The sequence below is a fragment of the Pseudomonas sp. TE9122 genome, assembly GCF_056278925.1.
Map to the genome: position 1 here is coordinate 3,566,578 of NZ_JBWBQI010000001.1, position 14,776 is coordinate 3,581,353.

12 protein-coding genes are annotated in these 14,776 nt (G+C 60.8%); 5 read left to right on the top strand and 7 right to left on the bottom strand.

What is annotated here, in order from left to right:
- Nucleotides 1-41: 41 nt before the first annotated feature.
- Nucleotides 42-2,987 (top strand): HD domain-containing phosphohydrolase, encoded by a 2,946-nt coding sequence (locus ACZ9BE_RS15980; RefSeq protein ID WP_476249685.1) that lies wholly within the window; start codon nt 42-44, stop codon nt 2,985-2,987.
- On the opposite strand, the gene ACZ9BE_RS15985 is transcribed toward ACZ9BE_RS15980, so the two are convergent.
- Both ACZ9BE_RS15985 and ACZ9BE_RS15990 read right to left on the bottom strand, forming a co-directional pair.
- Entirely contained in the window at nt 2,988-3,470 is a 483-nt protein-coding gene (locus ACZ9BE_RS15985; protein ID WP_016770850.1) for a GAF domain-containing protein, read from the bottom strand. It abuts the gene before it with no gap.
- A complete protein-coding gene (locus tag ACZ9BE_RS15990) occupies nt 3,467-4,357 on the bottom strand; it encodes an ATP-binding protein (RefSeq protein WP_095182195.1) in 891 nt (296 codons plus the stop codon). The genes ACZ9BE_RS15985 and ACZ9BE_RS15990 overlap by 4 nt, the downstream gene beginning before the upstream one ends.
- A gap of 165 nt (nt 4,358-4,522) precedes the next feature.
- Here ACZ9BE_RS15990 and ACZ9BE_RS15995 point away from each other — a divergent pair, with 165 nt between their 5' ends.
- The gene (locus ACZ9BE_RS15995) at nt 4,523-6,844 is read left to right on the top strand and encodes a hybrid sensor histidine kinase/response regulator (protein ID WP_256809699.1); all 2,322 of its coding nucleotides are present in this window, start codon (nt 4,523-4,525) and stop codon (nt 6,842-6,844) included.
- On the opposite strand, the gene ACZ9BE_RS16000 is transcribed toward ACZ9BE_RS15995, so the two are convergent.
- From ACZ9BE_RS16000 to msrB, 3 genes are all read right to left on the bottom strand, one after another.
- Nucleotides 6,831-7,286: a MarR family winged helix-turn-helix transcriptional regulator gene (locus ACZ9BE_RS16000; RefSeq protein WP_056788501.1), complete on the bottom strand. Its 456-nt coding sequence runs from the start codon at nt 7,284-7,286 to the stop codon at nt 6,831-6,833. The two genes, ACZ9BE_RS15995 and ACZ9BE_RS16000, sit on opposite strands and share 14 nt — an antisense overlap.
- Nucleotides 7,283-7,768, bottom strand: a complete 486-nt coding sequence (locus ACZ9BE_RS16005; protein ID WP_016770854.1) for a glutathione peroxidase — start codon at nt 7,766-7,768, stop codon at nt 7,283-7,285. Before ACZ9BE_RS16005 ends, ACZ9BE_RS16000 begins: the two co-directional genes overlap by 4 nt.
- Nucleotides 7,769-7,872: 104 nt before the next feature.
- Nucleotides 7,873-8,268: a peptide-methionine (R)-S-oxide reductase MsrB gene (gene msrB / locus ACZ9BE_RS16010; protein ID WP_252868038.1), complete on the bottom strand. Its 396-nt coding sequence runs from the start codon at nt 8,266-8,268 to the stop codon at nt 7,873-7,875.
- A gap of 224 nt (nt 8,269-8,492) precedes the next feature.
- Here msrB and ACZ9BE_RS16015 point away from each other — a divergent pair, with 224 nt between their 5' ends.
- Nucleotides 8,493-9,704, top strand: coding sequence for a pyridoxal phosphate-dependent aminotransferase (locus ACZ9BE_RS16015; protein ID WP_016770856.1), 1,212 nt, complete (start codon nt 8,493-8,495; stop codon nt 9,702-9,704).
- A gap of 302 nt (nt 9,705-10,006) precedes the next feature.
- On the top strand, nt 10,007-10,894 hold the full coding sequence (htpX, locus tag ACZ9BE_RS16020) for a protease HtpX (RefSeq protein WP_007908619.1): 888 nt from the start codon (nt 10,007-10,009) through the stop codon (nt 10,892-10,894).
- Between the two features lie 172 nt (nt 10,895-11,066).
- Here the strand turns inward: htpX and ACZ9BE_RS16025 are convergent, their stop codons facing one another.
- Entirely contained in the window at nt 11,067-11,723 is a 657-nt protein-coding gene (locus tag ACZ9BE_RS16025; RefSeq protein ID WP_256809700.1) for a thiopurine S-methyltransferase, read from the bottom strand.
- Nucleotides 11,724-11,826: 103 nt separating this feature from the next.
- Between ACZ9BE_RS16025 and ACZ9BE_RS16030 the strand changes: the two genes are divergently transcribed.
- Nucleotides 11,827-12,594 (top strand): DODA-type extradiol aromatic ring-opening family dioxygenase, encoded by a 768-nt coding sequence (locus tag ACZ9BE_RS16030; RefSeq protein WP_256809701.1) that lies wholly within the window; start codon nt 11,827-11,829, stop codon nt 12,592-12,594.
- Between the two features lie 116 nt (nt 12,595-12,710).
- Here ACZ9BE_RS16030 and ACZ9BE_RS16035 read toward each other — a convergent pair whose 3' ends face one another.
- Nucleotides 12,711-14,384 (bottom strand): DEAD/DEAH box helicase, encoded by a 1,674-nt coding sequence (locus ACZ9BE_RS16035; RefSeq protein ID WP_016770859.1) that lies wholly within the window; start codon nt 14,382-14,384, stop codon nt 12,711-12,713.
- Between the last annotated feature and the right edge of the window lie 392 nt (nt 14,385-14,776).

Genomic DNA, 14,776 nt, shown 5'->3' on the forward strand with positions numbered 1-14,776 from the left:
GGACGCTGAGCAGTGAGTTAAACATTCATGGAGAGCCTGCAATGCACAGCCCACTGCGCCCCGAGCAACGCCGGTTGCCGCTGCACGTGCACATCAGCGTCATGTTCACCTTTCTTTTATTGCTCACCGGCGTGGTGCTGGGCCTGTTCAATTACCACCAGACCACGCAGATCATCCTGTCGAGCAGCGAAAAGCTGTTTGACCGCATCGAGCAGGATGTACGCCTCGATCTGCAGGCAACCTATCAGCCGATCCGCAACCTGTTGAGCCTGCTGGCGGATACCCCGGCAGCCCAGGCTAGTGATCTGGAACAACGCCTGCCCTTGCTCAAACCCTTCAGCCAGTCGCTCACCGACAACCCGGCGCTGGCGTCGCTGTATCTGGGTTACGCCAATGGCGATTTCTTCATGGTGCGCGCGCTGCGTACTCCGGCTCTGAAGGCGCAGCTTCAGGCGCCGGAAGCGGCGGCCTATCAAGTCTGGAGCATCGAGCATGCTCCACAAGGCGCCGTACGCTCGCAATCATTGTTCTTTGATCAGGCCCTGACACCGATCAACCGCCGCGAGCATCCCCAAGAGCCGTACGATCCGCGCAGCCGGACCTGGTTCAGCGACGCCCTGCAACAGGCCGGGCAAATCACCACCGAGCCCTATGTATTTTTCTCGACCCACAATGTCGGCACCACGCTGGCCCGGCGCAGCGGCGAGAACGCGGTGATCGGCGCCGACCTGACCCTCGCTTCGCTGTCGACCGCCCTGGGCAAGCACCGGGTCACGCCCTCGACAGAGATCGCGCTGTACGACACCGACGGCAACGCCGTGGCTTACCCCGACAGCCATCGCCTGATCGTCGATGACCGCACTGCGCGTCTGGCCAGAGCGGCCGATCTCAGCCCTGAGCTGAACGCGCTGCTCAGCTCCGACACTATCGGCAAGCGTCTGCAAGTAAACGACCGGCAATGGATCGTCGCACGCACCGGCATCGAGGAAGGCGGGCCGAAAGGCCTGCAACTGGCGCTGCTGGTGCCGGAAGACGAATTACTGGTGGATGCGTTCCGCATGCGCTGGCAAGGCGCGCTGATCACCCTGGCCATCCTGTTGCTGTGCCTGCCATTGGGCTGGGTGATTTCGCGGATTCTGGTCAAGCCGCTGCATGCCCTGGTCAAGGAAGCCGACGCGATCCGCAGCTTCGACTTCAGCTCTCCGCTGGCGCGCCGCTCGCCCGTACTGGAAGTCGATCAATTAAGCCTGTCGATGGCGCGGATGAAAGAAACCCTGGGCAGTTTCTTCCGCATCACCGACAGCCTGTGCGCCGAAACCCGGTTTGCCCCGCTGCTCGAACGCGTGCTGTTCGAAACCGTGCAGATCGCTCAGGCACAGGCCGGTCTGATCTACCTGCGCGAAGCTGACGGCGCGCGCATGGAGCCTTATGGATTGGTCATCGATGGCGTGCCGCAGAAGCTGGAGGCGTTCGACATTCAAGGACGTGAGTTGCATAAAAACACCGGCCCGGCGTGGTTCGAGCAACTGGCCAGCGCCAACAATACCGTCAGCCATCTGGGCTTCGATCAGGCCGGCGACTTGCAGAAAATCCTCCTGGCCATGGAATCACCGCGCATTCACCTGATCGGCATCCGCTTGCACAACCAGCACGATGAAACCATCGGCCTGCTGATTCTGCTGGTCAATGACAGTGGTGAGCCGAGTGATCTGGAAAAGCTGCGGCCTGACCGAATTGCCTTCTTGCAGGCGGTGTCCGGCGCGGCGGCGGTGAGCATCGAAAGTCAGCGTCTGCAAGCGCGGCAGAAACAACTGCTCGACGCCTTCATCCAACTGCTGGCCAGCGCGATCGACGCCAAGAGCCCCTACACCGGCGGCCATTGCCAGCGGGTGCCGGAACTGACGTTGATGCTCGCCCAGGCTGCTGCGGCAAGCCAGGACCCGGCGTTCAGCGCTTACCAACCGAGCGAGGATGAATGGGAGGCGTTGCACATCGCAGCGTGGTTGCACGATTGCGGCAAGGTCACGACGCCGGAATACGTGGTCGACAAAGCCACCAAGCTCGAGACCATCAACGACCGCATCCACGAAATCCGCACCCGCTTCGAGGTGCTCAAGCGTGACGTGTGGATCAACTACTGGCAGACGCTGGCGAACGGTGCAGACGAAGCGGCGCTGGCCCGCGCCCGTGATAGTGAGTTGCTGACGCTCGATGACGACTTCGCCTTTGTCGCCCGCTGCAATCTCGGTGGCGAGGCCATGGCCGAGGCCGACCTGCAACGCCTCGAGCGAGTGGCGCAACGCAGATGGCTGCGCACCCTCGATGATCGCCTCGGTGTGTCATGGGAAGAAAACCGCCGCCAGGCGAAAACCCCTGCGCAGCTGCTGCCCGTCAGTGAAAGTCTGCTGGCCGACAAACCCGAGCACCTGATCGAACGTGACAAGAACGAGCTGATCCCCGAGGACAACCCCTGGGGCTTCAAACTCGATGTGCCCGCGTACAAGTACAACCGCGGCGAGTTGTACAACCTGAAGATCGCCCGCGGCACGCTGACCCGCGAAGAGCGCTACATCATCAACCATCACATGGTGCAGACGATCATGATGCTCAGCCACCTGCCCTTCCCCGGTCACCTGGACAGCATTGCCGAGATCGCCGGCGGCCATCATGAAAAAATGGACGGCACCGGGTATCCGAAACGGCTGAAGCGCGAGGAAATGAGCCTGCCGGCGAGGATGATGGCGATTGCCGATATTTTCGAAGCGCTGACCGCCGCCGATCGCCCTTACAAGAAAGCCAAGTCGCTGAGCGAAGCGCTGGGGATCATGGCGACCATGTGCCGTGAAGCGCACATCGATGCGCCGCTGTTCGGCCTGTTCATCAACGAAGGGGTGTACATGCAGTACGCAACGCGGTTTCTCGATCCCGCGCAAATCGACAGCGTGGATACGGCCAGCCTGTTGCACAAGGCTGGCCTCGGCGGTTGATCAGCAGTCGGTCAGGCGCAGGAAAATCGCCGCCAGTTGCTCGATGCCGGCCTGATCTTCGGCGCCGAAACGCGCCAGCTTCGGGCTGTCGAGGTCGAGCACGCCGATCAGGCGTCCGTCCTTGACCAACGGCACAACCAGTTCGCTGTTGGACGCGCTGTCGCAGGCGATGTGACCGGGGAAAGCATGCACATCCTCGACGCGCTGGGTTTGCAGGCTGGCAGCCGCCGCGCCGCAAACACCGCGCCCGAACGGGATGCGCACGCAAGCGATCTGGCCCTGAAACGGCCCGAGCACCAGCTCTTCGTTACGATTGAGGTAGAAACCGGCCCAGTTCAGATCATCGAGCTGGTTGAACAGGAATGCAGAAAACTGCGCGGCATTGGCGATGAAATCGCGCTCGTCCGCCAGTAGCGATTCCAGTTGCGCGGCCAACATACCGTAGCCTTCGAGGCCCTGGCCGCTTTGTTGCAAATCAATCATGCCTTGTGCTCCAGCAATTTCAGTCCCACCCAGTAACGGGCGAATTGATACGCGCAACGTCCGTTGCGATTACCGCGGCCGGTGGCCCAGCGCACGGCGAGGATGTCGAGTGCTTCGTCGCGCTGCCAGCTCAGGCCGGCCTTGGCGGCCAACTGGCCGATCCAGTGCTCGACGACGTCGAGAAAATGTTCCTGGGTAAACGGGTAGAACGACAGCCACAGACCGAAACGGTCGGACAGGGCGATCTTGTCTTCCACCGCTTCGCTCGGGTGCAGTTCGCCGTCGACGCGCTTCCAGTTTTCGTTGTCGCTTTCCTTTTCCGGCACCAGGTGGCGGCGGTTGGAAGTGGCGTACAACAAGACATTGTCGGGGGCCTGCTCGAGCGAACCGTCGAGCACGCTTTTCAGCACGCGGTAGTCGCCTTCGCCGGATTCGAACGACAGGTCATCGCAGAACAGCACGAATCGTTGCGGCAATTTGGCGACTTGCTCGACCACGCGTGGCAGGTCAGCCAAGTGATCGCGTTCGATCTCGATCAGACGCAGGCCGGCACCGGCGTGCTCGGCCAGCAACGCACGCACCAGCGAAGACTTGCCGGTACCGCGTGAACCCCAGAGCAAGGCGTGGTTGGCCGGCATGCCATCAAGAAATTGTTGTGTGTTGCGCCCCAACTGCTCCAACTGCCGGTCGACGCCGATCAGGTCGGACAGACGCATGTCGAGGCTGACTTCCAGCGGCAACAGGTAGCCGCTGCGACCGTCACGCTGCCAGCGCGCTGCCAGGCATGTGTTCCAGTCAATGACGGGGCGCGGTGCCGGCAACAGTGGTTCGATTCGCGCCAGAACCGACTCGGCGCGTTCAAGAAAAGCATTCAATCGGGAATCCACGTCTTCTCCTCGGGCACTTTCACAGTGATGATGACGATCCAGCGACGACACACAGATAAAATCGCCTCAGCAAGCCTTGTTACAAGGCGATTCGGGAACCTCGGTATCCCTGCATGATCGACTATGCTTGAGCAGCGAAGGGAAACGGAAGTGGTTCAACAACCCATGGATATCAAATTCACCCGCCGGCTGTCTTACAAGCAAGCCAGGCTTACCGTGCTGGTCGGGTTCATTCTGGGCACCCTGCTCAGTCTGCTGCAGATCGGCATCGATTATGCCAGCGAAGACGCTTCCATCAACCGTGAAATCCTCGCGCTGCTGGAAATCAGCCACAATCCGGCCTCGCGCATCGCCTATAACATCGACGCCGAGCTCGCGCAGGAGCTCACCCTCGGCCTGCTGCGCTCGCCGGCGATCATCGCCGCGCAACTGATCGACAACAACGAGACCGTGCTGGCCAGCGTCAAACGCCCGGAACTGCAGAGCAGCTATCGGCTGATCAGCGACTTCCTGTTCGGCGCCAAGCGTCATTTCGAAGATCGTCTGTACCTCGACCACTTGCCCAACGAATCCCTCGGCGTCCTCAAGCTTGAAGTCGACACTTATGCCTTCGGCAGCCGCTTCCTGCGCCGCGCGGAAGTCACCCTGCTCAACGGTTTTGCCCGCAGCCTGCTGCTGACCGGGATCCTCCTGGCGCTGTTCTACGTGATGCTGACCAAGCCGTTGGTGCGGGTCATCCGTGAGCTCAGCGGTCGCGACCCGCGCAGCGCCGAGCCGACCACGCTCGAGTGCCCGGCCGGCCACGGCAACGATGAAATCGGCGTGCTGGTCAAGGTCGCCAATCAGCAGTTCGAGAACATCGCCACCGAAATCCAGCAACGGCGCACCGCGGAAAACCGCCTGACCGAATACCTCGCGCAACTGGAAGACATCGTCTCTGCGCGCACCGCCGAACTCAAGGCAATCAACGCCCGCCTCAGTCAATCCAACGAAGAGCTGGAAGTGGCCCGCCGCACTGCGCTGGACATGGCCGAAGCGCGTTCGGCGTTTCTGGCCAATATGAGCCATGAGATCCGCACGCCACTCAACGGTTTGCTGGGGATGATCGCGCTGTCGCTGGATGGCCCGCTCAACGCCGAGCAGCAGCAACAACTGTCAATCGCCCACGACTCGGGCAAGGTGCTGGTGGAACTGCTCAACGATATTCTCGACCTGTCGAAATTCGACGCCGGGCAACTGGAGCTGGAAAACATCCCCTTCGACCTCGGTTCGCTGATCGAAGACACCGCCAACCTGCTCTCGCAGAACGCCGCGCCAAGCGTCGAGCTGACCTGTCTGATCGAGCCGCACTTCCCGGCGCTGGTGCTGGGCGACCCGACCCGGGTGCGGCAGATCGTCAGCAACCTGCTGTCCAACGCGCTGAAATTCACCCGCTTCGGTCGGGTCGATGTGCGTCTGTCGGCGTACAAGGGTGGCGTGCGCATCGAAGTCTGCGACACCGGCATAGGCATCGCCCAGGAAGCGCAGGTGAAAATCTTCCAGCCGTTCACCCAGGCCGGCGCCGGTATCACCCGTCAGTACGGCGGCACCGGGCTGGGGCTCGCGCTGACGTACAACCTGTGCGAGGCGATGCAGGGTCGGCTGACCATCAGCTCCGAAAGCGGCTTCGGCAGCCAGTTCTGCGCCGAACTGCCACTGCCCTCTCACACCCGCGCGCTGCCGCCGATACCGTTACGCGGCAAGGTTCTCGCCATCACCGCTGCCAGCAGTGGCCTGGCGGAATTGCTGAAAAGCCTGTTGCCGGTGTGGGGCCTGGAATACACGCAGCGCACTATTGATGATTCGCTGCTGGGCCTGAGTCCGGATGTGCTGATCACCGATTGCCCGGAATGCCTGTTCGGTCTGCGCCCTAGCATCACCGCGCCGATCCTGCTGGTGACTGCTTACGGCAGTTTTCTGCCCAGCGAAGAAGCCGCCGCCCTCGCCCCCTTGCAGCAGCAAGCCCGGCCGCTGGCGCGCAACGCGCTGTACCAGCATCTGCGACGGATTCTGCAACCGGACGCCGCCACCCTCAGCGAAGCACAAGCGGATGCCTTGCCGTCCGCGCGCCGGGGCAAGGTGCTGCTGGTCGAGGACAACCCGGTCAATCAACTGGTCGCCAAAGGCATGCTCGGCAAGCTTGGCTGCGATGTAGTGGTGGCGGGGCATGGTGCCGAGGCGCTTGATCAACTGGAGTTTGCCGATTTCGATCTGGTGCTGATGGACTGCAACATGCCGGTGATGGATGGCTATGAAGCCAGTCGGCAGATTCGCCAGAGCGGGCGCTGGCCGAGTCTGCCGATTGTCGCGCTGACCGCCAATGCCATGTCCGAGGAACGCGAACGCTGCCGCGCGGCGGGCATGAGCGACTATCTGGCCAAACCGTTTCGCCGCGAAGAACTCGCCGCGTTGCTTGATCAGTGGATGCCGACTACTAAAGCCCTTTGATCTGCCCGAGCAAATGATCGAGGCCGGCGCGCAAATCATTGAGCCGGTCGAGATCTACGCCACTGTCGCAGAGCAGGCGCGCCTTGAGTGGCCCGACCTGCTCGCGCAGTGCTGTTCCGGCAGGCGTCAGGCTCAGGTGCATCTCGCGTTCATCCCGCGCCGAGCGCCGACGCTGGACCAGATCGCTCTGCTCCAGACGCTTGAGCAGAGGAGTCAACGTCCCCGAGTCCAGCGCCAGACGTTCGCCCAAGGCCTTGACCGTCGGTTGCTCCGGCGCAGCATCCTGCCATTCCCACAGCACCAGCATCGCCAGGTACTGCGGGTAGGTCAGGCCCAACTGATCGAGCATCGGCTTGTAGGCGCGAATCACCGCCCGCGAGGCCGCGTACAGCTTGAAGCACAACTGGCTGTCGAGCTTCAGCGAATCAACCGCCAGGCTCATTTCAGTAGAGCTTCGATCTCGCCGCTCAGGTCCTGCGGCTTGGTCGTCGGGGCGAAACGCTTGACCAACTGGCCATCCTTGCCGATCAGGAACTTGGTGAAATTCCACTTGATGCCCTGCGAGCCGAGCAGGCCCGGGGCGCGCTTCTTCAACTGCACGAACAGCGGATGAGCATCGGCGCCGTTGACGTCGATCTTCTTGAACAGCGGGAAGCTGACGCCGAAATTCAGTTCGCAGAACTCGCTGATGGCGCCCTCATTGCCCGGCTCCTGTTTGCCGAACTGGTTGCACGGGAAACCCAGTACCACCAGCCCTTGATCCTTGTAGGTTTGCCAGAGTTCTTCGAGGCCCTTGTATTGCGGAGTGAAGCCACACTTGCTCGCGGTATTGACCACCAGCACGGCTTTGCCGGCGAAATCGGCCAAGGTCTTTTGCTCACCCTTGATGGTGGTGCACGGGATATTCAGCAGGTTGTCGCTCATGGGTCGGCTCCGCAATGGTCAGGAAGGCGCAAACATAACGAGCAATTGAATTGTGTGCAATCTAATTGACCGATAAAAAGGCGACGCGATGTCGCCTGTTTCGGTTATTCCCGGGGCTCGAGATTCAGGCACACCGAGTTGATGCAATAACGCAGGCCGGTCGGTGGTGGGCCATCCGGGAACACGTGGCCCAAGTGCGCATCACAGCGCGCGCATTTCACTTCGGTGCGGATCATGCCGTGGCTGGTGTCGCGGATCTCAGTCATCGCGCTATCGCCGATCGGCGCGTAAAAGCTCGGCCAGCCGCAGCCGGAGTCGAATTTGGTCTTGGAGTCGAACAGCGGCTCGTTGCAGCAGACACAGTGGTAGACACCGTCGGTTTTGGTGTTGTTGTATTTGCCCGAGAACGGGCGCTCGGTGGCACTCATACGGCAGACGTTGTACTGCTCGGGGTCGAGCATGGCACGCCATTCTTCCAGGGTTTTCTGCAACTTTTCCATCATCACACCTCAGCGGCTGAAAAAGCCCGATCTGTACCTTTTCCACGGATCGGGCGGCACGTATGATTGCGCCTCGTCACGCGCCAGTCTGGCAGCCAGACCGGGCGCATTCAAACGGATTCTGAGCGCTAAAGCGCCAGACCTCCGCCTGTGCGAAGACGCAGCAATCCCAGTACGGTTGTCCATTTGCCGCCTGGATCGTTCATTTTCGGGATCACATCGCCATGCAGTTCAGCAAATCGAACAAGCTCGCCAACGTCTGCTACGACATTCGCGGCCCGGTGCTCAAGCACGCCAAACGACTGGAAGAGGAAGGCCAGCGCATCCTCAAGCTGAACATCGGCAACCCGGCGCCGTTTGGTTTCGAAGCGCCGGACGAAATCCTCCAGGACGTGATCCGCAACCTGCCGACCGCGCAAGGTTACAGCGACTCCAAAGGCCTGTTCAGCGCGCGCAAGGCGGTGATGCAGTACTACCAGCAGAAGCAGGTTGAAGGTGTCGGCATCGAAGACATCTACTTGGGCAACGGCGTTTCCGAGCTGATCGTGATGTCGCTGCAGGCGCTGCTCAATAATGGCGACGAAGTGCTGGTGCCAGCCCCGGACTATCCGCTGTGGACCGCTGCCGTCAGCCTCGCTGGCGGTAACGCCGTGCATTATCTGTGCGACGAAGGCGCCGACTGGTTTCCGGATCTGGCCGACATCAAGGCCAAGATCACCCCGAACACCAAGGCCATGGTGATCATCAACCCGAACAACCCGACCGGTGCGGTGTATTCGAAGGAAGTGTTGCTGGGCATGCTGGAAATCGCCCGCGCGCACAACCTGGTGGTGTTCTCGGACGAGATCTACGACAAGATTCTTTATGACGACGCCGTGCACATCTGCACCGCTTCGCTGGCGCCGGATCTGCTCTGCCTGACGTTCAACGGCCTGTCGAAATCCTACCGCGTGGCCGGTTTCCGCTCCGGCTGGATCGCCATCTCCGGGCCGAAACACAACGCGCAGAGCTACATCGAAGGCATCGACATGCTGGCCAACATGCGCCTGTGCGCCAACGTGCCGAGCCAGCACGCAATCCAGACCGCGCTGGGCGGCTACCAGAGCATCAACGATCTGGTGCTGCCGCAGGGTCGCCTGCTGGAGCAGCGCAATCGCACTTGGGAGTTGCTCAACGATATTCCCGGCGTCAGCTGCGTGAAGCCGATGGGCGCGTTGTACGCGTTCCCGAAAATCGACCCGAAGGTCTGCCCGATCCACAACGACGAGAAGTTCGTGCTTGATCTGCTGCTTTCCGAGAAGCTGCTGGTGGTGCAGGGCACGGCATTCAACTGGCCGTGGCCAGATCACTTCCGCGTGGTCACCCTGCCCCGCGTCGATGATCTGGAAATGGCCATCGGCCGCATCGGCAACTTCCTCAAGTCCTACCGCCAGTAATGGCCAGCAGTGCGCAACGGATTGACTGTTGCGCACTGTCTGATTCAGCAACACATCTTTGTTCCGCGCCTTTGCAGCCCTTCTACACTTGCGATGCGAGCCGTACAGACGTGTCTGACCTAATGGCGGCGGGGCGAAAGGCTGTGTCATCCGTGTCGGAATCGAGGGTGGGAATTTTCTTTTTCCTCAAGAAACCGCTGTAGGACACAGTTTGAAATAGTCACTCGGTTGAATAGCCCGGTGCCGCACCTTATATACCCCGCAGTACGCTACATCTTTAGCTTGAGGAGAGTTCTACAACCATGATGCGCATCCTGCTGTTTTTGGCCACTAACCTGGCGGTCGTGCTGATAGCCAGCATCACCCTGAGCCTGTTCGGCTTCAACGGGTTCATGGCGGCCAACGGGGTCGACCTCGACCTCAGTCAGCTGCTGGTCTTCTGTGCGGTCTTTGGTTTCGCCGGCTCGCTGTTCTCGCTGTTCATCTCCAAGTGGATGGCGAAGATGAGCACCGGTACGCAAATCATCAGCCAGCCACGCACTCGTCATGAGCAATGGCTGCTGCAAACGGTCGAGCAATTGTCCCGCGAAGCCGGGATCAAGATGCCTGAAGTCGGGATTTTCCCGGCCTACGAAGCGAATGCTTTCGCTACCGGCTGGAACAAGAACGACGCGCTGGTCGCGGTCAGCCAGGGCCTGCTCGAGCGATTCTCGCCCGATGAAGTGAAAGCCGTACTGGCCCACGAAATCGGTCACGTCGCCAACGGCGACATGGTCACGCTGGCTCTGATCCAGGGCGTGGTGAACACCTTCGTGATGTTCTTCGCGCGGATCATCGGCAACTTCGTCGACAAGGTCATCTTCAAGAACGAAGAAGGCCAGGGCATCGCCTATTACGTGGCGACCATCTTCGCCGAACTGGTGCTGGGCATCCTCGCCAGCGCAATCGTCATGTGGTTCTCGCGCAAGCGCGAATTCCGTGCCGACGAAGCCGGCGCCCGCCTGGCCGGTACCAGCGCGATGATTGGTGCTCTGCAACGTCTGCGCGCCGAACAGGGCCTGCCGGTGCATATGCCCGACACCCTGAACGCCTTCGGCATCAACGGTGGCATCAAACAGGGCTTCGCCCGCATGTTCATGAGCCACCCGCCGCTGGAAGAGCGTATTGACGCACTGCGTCGTCGCGGTTGATTTGATCGCAATAAAAAAGAAGGCCCGCAGTGATGCGGGCCTTTTTTTGTATCTTCAGATCATGCGTTGTCAGCAAAGTCCCATTCGCGAGCAGGCTCGCTCCCACCTTTGAAACGCATTCCCCTGTGGGAGCGAGCCTGCTCGCGAAGACGCCGGAGCTGCTAATAAAAAACTATCTGGAAGAAACCCGATAAACCCGCTCCACCAACCACTCAACCCCGCCCTGTAGAAACTTGGGGCTCTCAGCCAGAATATCTCGCTCTTCCAGTTTCTCCAGCTGCCAACCCTGGCCCAGCAGCCGCTGCGCCTCATCATCATTCACCGCAAACGGCGGTCCCGGGATCTGCGTCTGATCGTAATCCAGGGTAATCACCAGCCCTTTCATCTCCGGCGCCAGCAAGTGCTGCAAATGCGCCGCGTAGCGCTGGCGCATTGCGTCCGGCAAGGCAATCAGCGCGGCGCGGTCATATAGCGCAGTACAATCTGCGACGTCCTCGGCCGTCAGCGCAAAAAAATCACCGCACCACAATTCGAACGCAACACTGCGATAAACCTTGAATGCGCCCTTCTCGCTGATCTGCGGCTGCAACTGATGTTCGCTGAAAAACTCCTCGACAGCCTTTTCCGCTAGCTCAACCCCAATCACCTGGTGTCCCTGCCCGGCAAGCCAGAGCAGGTCCAGACTCTTGCCGCACAGCGGCACCAGCACGCGTGCCGACGGTGCAATCGCCAGCTCCGGCCAATAGCGCTGCAAATACGGGTTGGCCTCGGCCTGATGAAAGCCGATCTGGTTCGAATCCCATTTCTTGTACCAAAACTCAGGCTGCATGGATCACTCCCGAAAAACCGATGAAAAACCGCAGAAACTTATATTGGATTCAGATCGATGATCTGACTGAAGATGGTTCATCTTAGCGCTCAGGAGCCCGTCTATGTTGCCCAGCCTGTTTATCTCCCACGGTTCACCGATGCTGGCGCTGGAGCCCGGTGCCAGCGGCCCGGCACTGGCGCGACTGGCCGCTGAACTGCCGCGCCCCAACGCCATTGTCATCGTCTCGGCGCACTGGGAAAGCCAGGAACTGCTGGTCAGCAGCCACTCGCACCCGGAAACCTGGCACGACTTCGGCGGTTTCCCCCGTGCGCTGTTTGAAGTGCAGTACCCGGCACCGGGCAATCCGCAGCTGGCCGCCGAGGTGGCTCAACTGCTGAACGCCAATGACCTGCCGGCGCGGCTCGATCCGCAACGACCGTTCGATCATGGTGTTTGGGTGCCACTGTCTTTGATGTATCCGCAGGCCGATATTCCGGTGGTGCAAGTCTCGTTGCCGAGTCGCGGCGGACCGGCATTGCAGACGCGAGTTGGCCGTGCACTGGCGAGCCTGCGCGAACACGGCATTCTGTTGATCGGCTCCGGCAGCATCACCCACAACCTCCGGGAGCTGGATTGGCATGCCGGCCCGGAAAGCGTTGAACCGTGGGCGCGGGATTTCCGTGACTGGATGATCGACAAGCTGGCGGCCGACGATGAAACGGCGCTGCATGATTATCGCCAGCAGGCGCCGAATGCCGTGCGCAGTCACCCGAGTGATGAGCATTTGTTGCCGCTGTACTTTGCTCGCGGTGCGGGCGGGATTTTCAGCGTGGCGCATCAGGGTTTCACGATGGGGGCGCTGGGTATGGATATTTATCGCTTCGGCTGACGTCATCGCTGGCAAGCCAGCTCCCACAAGGTGTTGTGTCGCCCGATGAGCAGGCAAAAAAAATCCCCGAACCAGTCGGGGATTTTTTATGTGCGATCAATCAGCCCGAGGGCGGATCAATCTTCGCGGTAGCGACGCAGCTTGAGCTGCTTACCGGCCACCCGAGTGTCCTTCAGTTTGGTCAGGAGTTTTTCCAGACCTTCTTCCGGCAGCTCGACGAGGCTGAAGCTGTCACGCACCTGGATGCGACCGATCGCTTCACGGGCCAGACCGCCTTCGTTGAGGATGGCGCCCAGCAGGTTTTTCGCAGCGATACCGTCACGCGCACCCAGCGCGGTACGGCAACGAGCACGGCCTTCGCCCAAAGGCATTGGCGCGCGACGCTCGCGGTCACCACGATCAGGACGATCACCGGAACGCTCAGGACGGTCGCCACGCGGTGCGTTGTTCGGCACCAGTGGACGTTCCTTCTCGATTGCGGCCAGGTTCAGCGCTTGACCATTGGTGGCTTTGCGCAGCAGCGCAGCAGCCAGAGCACGCGGGGTGCAACCGATGTCGGCGGTCAGGCGGTCGAGCAGCTCACCGTGAGTCGATTCGGCATCAGCGACCAGCGGCGACAGGCTGTTGGTCAGTTTCTTGATGCGTGCATCTAGAACGGCTTGGGCGTCTGGCAGGCGTACTTCGGCAACTTTCTGACCGGTTACGCGCTCGATCACTTGCAGCATGCGGCGCTCACGTGGAGTCACCAGCAGCAGGGCGCGACCTTCGCGACCGGCACGGCCGGTACGGCCGATACGGTGCACGTAGGATTCCGGGTCGTACGGCATGTCGACGTTGAACACGTGAGTAATGCGCGGAACGTCCAGACCACGGGCAGCAACGTCGGTGGCGACAACGATGTCCAGACGGCCATCTTTCAGCGAGTCGATGACGCGCTCACGCTGGTTCTGGGCGATGTCACCGTTCAACGCGGCGGCTTTGTAGCCTTTGGCGTCGAGGGCGCTGGCCAGGTCCAGAGTGGCTTGCTTGGTGCGCACGAACATGATCAGGGCGTCGAAGTCTTCGACTTCCAGCAGGCTGAGCACGGCCGAGGTTTTCTGGTCAGCGTGAACCAACAGGTGAGCCTGTTCGATCGCGGTAACGGTCTGGGTCTTGGTCTGGATCTTGACGTGTTGCGGATCGCGCAGGTGGCGTTCAGCAATGGCGCGGATCGACTGCGGCAGGGTCGCCGAGAACAGCACGGTCTGGCGGGTCGATGGCAGAGCCTTGAAGATGACTTCCAGGTCATCCATGAAGCCCAGCTTCAACATTTCGTCAGCTTCGTCGAGAACCAGATGGTTCACAGTCGACAGGACTTTTTCGTCGCGACGCAAGTGATCGCACAGACGACCCGGAGTAGCGACAACAATCTGTGCGCCATTACGGATTGCCTTGAGTTGCGGGCCCATCGGCGCGCCGCCGTAGACAGCCACGACGGTGACGCCTGGCATTTGCTTGGCGTAGGTTTCAAAAGCGGTTGCTACTTGCAGCGCCAACTCTCGGGTTGGCGCCAGGATCAGGGCTTGCGGTTCGCGCTTGGCAGGATCGATGCGGTGCAGAATAGGCAGTGCGAACGCGGCGGTTTTACCGGTACCGGTTTGCGCCTGGCCAATCATGTCCTGGCCGGCCATGATGATCGGGATCGATTGCTGCTGAATCGCCGAAGGCTCTTCGTAGCCAGTCGCTGCGACGGCTGCAAGAATATTCGGGTTGAGATTAAAAGCGGCGAATCCGCCGGTTTCCTGGGTCATGGGTCTGCCTCTAAGTGCATCCGCAAAGACCCATGCTCCAAAGCTGCGCATGCCGTGTTGAGACTCAAGAGTCGCCCTGGCAGCTTTGTCGGCGGGGATTTGCGAAAACGAATGAATGAAGATGAATCGTCAAGGAAGAGCCCGCAATGCGGACGTGCAGCCGAAGCTGACTTCGGGAAATGCGCTACCTAAACGCGGCCCGGTTAAAGGCCGGCGCGCACTATACCGGATTTCGCCCGAAAAGGGAGCTTTTTTTGTGGCCCCTATCCGTGTGTCACCGCCGTGTAACGGGGTTTTGCGGATAATCGCGCAACGGTCTATTTTGCAAAGGCCCGGCCCTGCGGGCGATGACGCTTAAACGGTTCACCGACCTGCGGCAAAGCGCCGCGCAT

What these genes read in the sequence shown, in the direction of transcription:
- ACZ9BE_RS16015 (WP_016770856.1), top strand. Translation starts at nt 8,493, where the DNA reads ATGCAGTTCAGCAAATCGAACAAGCTCGCCAACGTCTGCTACGACATT.
- ACZ9BE_RS16030 (WP_256809701.1), top strand. Translation starts at nt 11,827, where the DNA reads ATGTTGCCCAGCCTGTTTATCTCCCACGGTTCACCGATGCTGGCGCTG.
- msrB (WP_252868038.1), bottom strand. Translation starts at nt 8,268, where the DNA reads ATGGAAAAGTTGCAGAAAACCCTGGAAGAATGGCGTGCCATGCTCGAC.
- ACZ9BE_RS16000 (WP_056788501.1), bottom strand. Translation starts at nt 7,286, where the DNA reads ATGAGCCTGGCGGTTGATTCGCTGAAGCTCGACAGCCAGTTGTGCTTC.
- ACZ9BE_RS16035 (WP_016770859.1), bottom strand. Translation starts at nt 14,384, where the DNA reads ATGACCCAGGAAACCGGCGGATTCGCCGCTTTTAATCTCAACCCGAAT.
- ACZ9BE_RS15980 (WP_476249685.1), top strand. Translation starts at nt 42, where the DNA reads ATGCACAGCCCACTGCGCCCCGAGCAACGCCGGTTGCCGCTGCACGTG.
- ACZ9BE_RS15985 (WP_016770850.1), bottom strand. Translation starts at nt 3,470, where the DNA reads ATGATTGATTTGCAACAAAGCGGCCAGGGCCTCGAAGGCTACGGTATG.
- htpX (WP_007908619.1), top strand. Translation starts at nt 10,007, where the DNA reads ATGATGCGCATCCTGCTGTTTTTGGCCACTAACCTGGCGGTCGTGCTG.
- ACZ9BE_RS16025 (WP_256809700.1), bottom strand. Translation starts at nt 11,723, where the DNA reads ATGCAGCCTGAGTTTTGGTACAAGAAATGGGATTCGAACCAGATCGGC.
- ACZ9BE_RS16005 (WP_016770854.1), bottom strand. Translation starts at nt 7,768, where the DNA reads ATGAGCGACAACCTGCTGAATATCCCGTGCACCACCATCAAGGGTGAG.
- ACZ9BE_RS15995 (WP_256809699.1), top strand. Translation starts at nt 4,523, where the DNA reads ATGGATATCAAATTCACCCGCCGGCTGTCTTACAAGCAAGCCAGGCTT.